The organism is Eudoraea sp. (assembly GCF_049665975.1).
Lineage (GTDB): Bacteria > Bacteroidota > Bacteroidia > Flavobacteriales > Flavobacteriaceae > Eudoraea.
Genome location: NZ_JBATGR010000504.1, coordinates 1 through 6,935, shown reverse-complemented (window position 1 = coordinate 6,935; position 6,935 = coordinate 1). Strand labels below are relative to the sequence as shown.

Here is a 6,935-nt window from a genome sequence, read left to right as displayed (position 1 = left end):
AGTTACTACCGTTATCGAAAACTTATCACTAAAAAGTGCTTTGGGTATTGATGTTAAAAAACTAGCTTCAAGGTTTAAGTATACAAAGCAACAAATGCGATTTGATTCCCTGCAAATCCAAACTCCTAAATCTAATATTGCGGGCAACCTGGAATTTAATTATAAAAGGGAAGACCTCGCGCAATTCATAGACAAGGTAAATTTAAATGCAGACTTCATAGATTCCTCAGTTGCATTGGATGAGATTAATATGTTGTATGACCAGTTCGGTTCAGATAAATTGGTTAATTTTTCTGGGAATGTGAATGGGGTATTGAATGATTTGAATGTAGAACGCTTATTTCTACAATCGGATAATACAGGGATTAGAGGAGATTTTAATTTTAAAAATATATTCTCAAAAGAGGTGCCTTTTGAGCTTAATGCGGAAATAAAGAATATAACCACAAGCTATTATGAGCTTAGGTCCTTAATGCCTAAAATATTAGGTAAATCTCTTCCATCAATTTTTCGGAGGTTAGGACAGTTTACAGTAAGGGGTGAAACATTCATTACAACAACATCAATAGAAACTCAGGCAAACCTGAACACAGCCATAGGGAAAAGTTATGTAGATCTTACCATTTCAGAAATCGACAATATCGACAATGCGAGTTATAAAGGATTTGTATCCTTAATTGATTTTGATTTGGGACGTTTTACGGAGAATAAAAGTTTGGGTAAAACAACTATAGATGTTAATGTTGAAGGTAAAGGTTTTGTAAGCAAGAATCTGAATACGGAAGTTTTAGGACAGGTATATAGTGTTAATTTCAATAGGTATGATTATAAAGATATTAAGGTTTCCGGGATCCTAAAGGATCAGTTGTTCGATGGATCCTTAATCAGTAATGATGAGAATCTTAAATTTAGATTTGAAGGACTTGCAGATTTTAGCTCAGATAAAAGTAGTTTCAATTTTAATGCTTTGGTAGACTATGCAGATCTGAAAATATTAAATTTTATAGATGACAGCGTATCTGTATTTAAGGGCAATGTAACTATGGACATCACAGGAAGTTCCTTTCAAAGTATTGAGGGAGATATAAAGTTTACCCAAACAAATTATCAGAACAAAAATGACACTTATTACTTTGAAGATTTCCAAATTGAATCCACATTTTCTGAAGATTCTACCAGGGTTATAGAAATAAATTCTCCCGATATAATTACAGGTTATATGAAGGGCAAATTTAAAGTAAGGGAGCTTGGTCGTCTGGTGCGAAATTCAATAGGGAGTATTTATACGAACTATAAACCTTATGAAATTTCAGGAGGGCAGGAAATGACTTTTAACTTTAAGATTTATAACAAAATTGTTGAAGTTTTTTTTCCGGAGGTTGCTTTTGGGCCAAATACTTTTATCAGAGGTAATATTATAGCAGATCAGGGAGATTTTAAACTCAATTTCAAATCCCCTAATATCTCTGCTTATGGTAATGAATTGGACAGCATTGATTTTAGGATTGATAATAAAAACCCCCTTTTTAATACCTATCTGGCAGTTCAGAATGTTTCAACTAACTATTATGATGTCAAAGACTTTAATTTGATTAATACCACATTAAATGACACGCTGTTCTTTAGAACAGAATTCAAGGGTGGCAGTGAGTATGACGATAGTTACAACTTAAATTTTTACCACACTTTCAATCAGGATAATAAATCAGTAATTGGTTTAAAAAAATCTGATATAAGTTTTAAAGGTAATACCTGGGTTTTGAATCGCGAAAGCAATAGCCTGAACAAAGTCATTTTAAACAGTACCCTGGATAGTATTACTATTGAGGAAATTGTAATGAACAACGATAACAGGGAGCAAATTAGGCTAAGAGGACAACTCGCAGATTCTACTTATAAAGATTTGGAACTTCAGTTTAAAATTGTCTCCTTAAATAAAATAACTCCTGAAATAGATAGCTTAAAGCTCAAAGGTGAGATTAATGGTACGCTAAACGTACTTCAAAAGGATAATATTTACCTACCGGTTTGCAATTTAGACATATCTGGATTTGGAATAAACGAGATAGATCTCGGTAACCTTTCCATTGGTATTGTTGGTAATCGTGATCTTACCGAATTTTCTGTAAATTCTCAAATAAAGGAAAATGGACTTGAAAAATTTGGAGTATTTGGCAAGGTTACCAGAGATCAGGAAATACCACAGGCAGATCTGGTGGCTACTTTTAGCAATTTTAATATGGAACCTTTTAGTCCTTTGGGAAAGAATATAATTTCCAATATTAGGGGAATGCTTAATGGCAACGCACAAATAAAGGGAGATATAAGGAATCCGGATATTGATGGACTTTTAACAATGAATAATGCAGGGCTTTCTGTGCCTTATCTTAACGTAGATTATGATTTTGGAGCTAATTCTGTGGTTAAATTAAATGATCAGACTTTTAATTTTCAAAATATCACGCTTACCGATATAGCTCTTAATACGGAGGCAATTCTTGATGGAACGATAAAGCACAATTTCTTTAAGAAATGGAATTTTGACTTAGATATAAATACGAACGGGGATAGATTTTTAATACTAAATACAGAGTTTGAAGAGGAAAAACTCTACTATGGAACCGGCTTTGTTAGCGGAAGTGGACGAATATTTGGCCCATCTAGCGCCCTGAACATAAATTTTGAAGGTTCAACCGCCAGAGGAACATCTTTAAAAATTCCCATAAGTGATGTCACTTCTGTAGGAGATTATTCTTTTATCACATTTATTAATAAAAATAAAGATCAAACTGCTGACCTTGAGCGTCAAATCAAAGAATACGATGGATTGGAATTAAAATTCGATTTGGATGTAACCCCCGATGCAGAGGTCGAGATTGTGGTTGACCCCAAAACAGGAAGTTCATTAAAAGGAACAGGAGCAGGCCTGGTTTATGTAGAGATAAATACCAACGGTAAGTTCAATATGTGGGGAGATTTTGTAGTAGTAACCGGAGAGTATAATTACAAACTTGGTATTATTAACAGGGCGTTTACTGTTAAACCGGGAGGAAGCATTGTATGGGACGGGGCGCCCCTGGATGCAACCTTAAACATGGAAGCTGTTTATTCCTTAAACGCGAATCCGGCTCCATTGCTAGATAATGCCGGATATAGCAGGCGAATCCCTACTGATGTGGTTATCAGGCTTACTGATCAATTAGAACGGCCAACTATAGATTTAAGTATTGAATTTCCAGGAACGAGTTCTACCGTTAAATCTGAATTGGAATACAGACTTCAGGATCCGACCATAGAAGAACGAAATGCATTTTTCCTTTTAGCCCAGGGAACCTTTGTAAGTGAAGGATCAGGAATTAACCAGCAGGCAGTTACAGGCAACTTAATTCAAACGGCCTCCGGCTTATTAAACCAGGTTCTTGATGATGGTGATGACAAATTTGATTTTGGGGTTACCTATGAGCAAGGTTATCTTGATCCTAATGATATTTCTACTGAAGACAGAATAGGTGTCACAGTATCTACTCAGATAAGTGACAAAGTTTTATTTAATGGCAGGTTCGGAGTTCCGGTAGGAGGGGTAAGTGAAACTGTAGTTGCCGGCGATGTAGAAATACAGGTTTTATTAAATGAAGAAGGAACATTGCGAGCCAAGATTTTTAATCGCGAAAACGAAATACAACAGTTTTTATCAGAACAACAAGGTTATACGCAAGGGGTTGGGATTTCTTATGAGGTAGATTTCAATAGTTTTAAGGAACTAATGCAAAAGATCTTTAGGAATAAGAAAAAGAATGTTGAAACAGAGGAGCCTCAGGTGTCAGCAACTCCTAACGCTGTAATGGGGAAGGATAGTTTAATAAAATTTTATCCTAAAACAAATGCCCCAAAATTATGATTAATCCCTTTCAGTAAAATTTATAAAATACACTTAAAGAAAGCACCCCGGTTTGCCGGGGTGCTTTTATTTAATATTAAACTTAATATTTAAATAGATATATTTAAGATATTAAAATTCAAGCAATTGTAATATTATCGTCTAAATATACATTTTGGATAGCATTTAAAAGCTCTACACCATCTGCCATTGGTTTTTGAAAAGCTTTTCGTCCGGAAATTAACCCCATTCCGCCAGCACGTTTATTGATTACAGCAGTTTTAACAGCCTGAGCCAAATCATTATCGCCGGAAGATCCGCCGGAATTTATTAATCCTGCCCTGCCCATCAGACAATTCATTACCTGGTATCGGGTAAGGTCTATTGGATGATCTGTGGTTAATTCAGAATATACTTTCTCATGTGTTTTAGCAAAATTTATAGCTTTAAATCCTCCGTTATTTTCTGCCTGCTTTTGTTTTACTATATCAGCTTGAATGGTAGAAGCTAAATGATTTGCCTGACCGGTTACGTCAGCGGAAACATGGTAATCTTTATCATCTTTTTTAAAACCAGGATTACGAAGGTATGCCCATAAGACTGTTACCATACCTAGTTCATGAGCATATTCAAAAGCTTCAGTAACTTCCTGAATTTGTCTTGTACTCTCTTCTGAGCCGTAATATATTGTAGCTCCGACTGCAACGCACCCCATCTCAAACGCCTGATTCACACTTGCAAACATTATCTGATCAAACTTATTGGGATAGGTAAGTAATTCATTATGGTTCAATTTAAGGAGAAATGGAATCTTATGTGCGTATTTCCTTGAAACAGAACCAAGAACACCAAGAGTAGAAGCAACTGCATTACAACCACCTTCAATAGCCAGTTCAACAATCTTCTCAGGATCGAAATAAATAGGGTTTGGTGCAAATGATGCGCCAGCTGTGTGCTCAATACCCTGATCTACGGGAAGAATAGATACATATCCGGTACCACCCATTCGTCCATTGTTAAAGAGAGTTTGCATATTGCGAAGTACGACAGGATTTCTGTCTGAAGGAGTCATAACACGATCCACGAAATCAGGACCGGGTAAATGTAGATGTTCTTTTTTTACCGTGTTACACTTGTGATCTAACAGGTAATTGGCTTCTTTTCCTAAAATTTTTTCAATGTTAAATGACATAATATTGCTGTTTTCAATCTTCATATAAAGATACGCCGATAAAGGCGTTTTTATGGTCGATTTTGGAGATTTTTTTTGAAAATATTTATAATATTATCACCATAATTTAGTACTTTAACAATCGTTGTTATTTTGTGGTTTTAAATTGAAAATTTAATAAAAATATATCATGGCAAAAATTAAAAAGACCAAAGGCACCATCGGCATCTTAACCGGAGGTGGAGACGTACCCGGACTTAATCCGGCAATCAGGGCGGTTACTTTCAGAGCAATACGTGAAGGATATAGGGTGATTGGTTTTAGAAGAGGGTGGAGAGGATTAATAGATATTGAAAGAAATAGCAAGCACGACAACAGCAATAACTTTACGGAACTTTCTCAGGTAGTGGTGAACAAAGCAGCAAGAACCGGTGGGACTTTTCTTCATACTTCCAGGACCAGGGCAAGTCATGTATCCAACCTAATGGTTCCAGCTCATTTAAGAGATACCTATAAGAAGGAGATCAATGACCTTACACCGGAAGTGATCAAAAATCTCGATTGGCTCGGTGTAGACTATTTGATTGCAATTGGGGGAGACGATACACTTAGCTATGCCGTTCATTTGTTCAAACAAGGGGTTAAGGTAATGGCCATTCCCAAAACCATGGATAATGATGTACCCGGAACAGATTATTGTATAGGTTTTAGTACGTGTGTTACCAGAACTATTAGTCTTACAAACAGTCTTAGGACCGCAGCAGGATCCCATGAACGTTTTCTTGTTCTGGAAGTATTTGGACGCTATGCCGGATTTACTGCTATGTTGCCTACTTTAGCGGGAGCAGCAAACAGATGCCTTATCCCGGAAGTGCCTTTCGATATAGAACTGCTTGCGGAGTTACTTACCGAGGACAGGAATAGAAATCCGAGTAACTATTCCATTGTACTTATTTCCGAAGGGGCAACCTTTGAAGGTGGTGAGATGAAATATGAGGGAATGGAAAAAGACGCCTTTGGCCATGCCAAGTTGGGTGGTATTGGTGATGAAGTCTCTCTTGCATTAAAGAAAATCTCCCCTAAATATAATAAGGGAAACCGTGTAAATGTAATCAATCAGAAACTAGGATACATGGTACGTTGCGGCGATCCTGATTTTATAGATTCTGTAGTGCCTACGGCCTATGGAAATCTCGCGCTCGATTTAATACTTAAAGGGCTTGATGGCCGAATGGTGGTATTGAAAAATGGACGCTACGATCATGTGCCAATAGAGGTTGTTACCGAAACTAAAAAGTTCGTTAACGTGGATAAATTCTATAACCGACCAAAACTGCATCCCTATTATAAAAACTTTGAAATGCTACCCTTATTTATCATGACCAATGACTAGCCACAAGCAATCACTTAAATAAACATGCAGGTTCTTTATCAGATGATTGAACGTAACTTTTTTGAGACGATTTGTTATTTTATTTACGAATGGCATTTGTCCTGATTAATATGTCTATTTATTTATAGCTTGAAATGGGTTTAAGACATCTGTAAACAGGTTTTTTTTGAGATATTAATAGAGAATTTTATAACTATTATGAGTTAGGTGTTGTCAAGTGTTAAATAAAGGGTTTGTCTAATTCTTTTTCTGCAATAAGTTTAGTAATTTTGCAATTCTAAATTTTTTAATGAATTCACAAATCAAAAAAATTGCGGTCTTTACTTCTGGAGGTGATTCTCCGGGAATGAACGCAGCTATAAGATCGGTAGTACGTACCTGTGCATATTTTAAGAAAGATTGTATTGGGATCTATCGAGGCTATGAGGGGATGATTGAAGGAGATTTTCTTCCAATGAATGCCCGTAGCGTTAATAATATCATTAATAAGGGAG

General features: G+C 36.0%; 4 protein-coding genes. 3 read left to right on the top strand and 1 reads right to left on the bottom strand.

The window, feature by feature from the left end; all coding sequences use genetic code 11:
• Positions 1-3,898, top strand: a 3,898-nt coding sequence (locus tag WBN20_RS16070; RefSeq protein ID WP_424282418.1) for a translocation/assembly module TamB domain-containing protein, incomplete at its 5' end; no start/stop codon positions are given.
• Between the two features lie 118 nt (positions 3,899-4,016).
• Here WBN20_RS16070 and WBN20_RS16065 read toward each other — a convergent pair.
• Positions 4,017-5,069 (bottom strand): class I fructose-bisphosphate aldolase, encoded by a 1,053-nt coding sequence (locus tag WBN20_RS16065; protein ID WP_424282417.1) that lies wholly within the window; start codon positions 5,067-5,069, stop codon positions 4,017-4,019.
• Between the two features lie 169 nt (positions 5,070-5,238).
• Between WBN20_RS16065 and WBN20_RS16060 the strand changes: the two genes are divergently transcribed.
• Together WBN20_RS16060 and WBN20_RS16055 are read left to right on the top strand one after the other, a co-directional pair.
• A complete protein-coding gene (locus tag WBN20_RS16060) occupies positions 5,239-6,441 on the top strand; it encodes a 6-phosphofructokinase (RefSeq protein ID WP_424282416.1) in 1,203 nt (400 codons plus the stop codon).
• A 289-nt stretch (positions 6,442-6,730) separates the two neighbouring features.
• On the top strand, positions 6,731-6,935 hold a 205-nt coding region (locus tag WBN20_RS16055), incomplete at its 3' end, for a 6-phosphofructokinase (protein ID WP_424282415.1).

Excerpts from the sequence above, each read along its gene's own strand:
- WBN20_RS16065 (WP_424282417.1), bottom strand. The coding sequence starts at position 5,069 with ATGTCATTTAACATTGAAAAAATTTTAGGAAAAGAAGCCAATTACCTG.
- WBN20_RS16060 (WP_424282416.1), top strand. The coding sequence starts at position 5,239 with ATGGCAAAAATTAAAAAGACCAAAGGCACCATCGGCATCTTAACCGGA.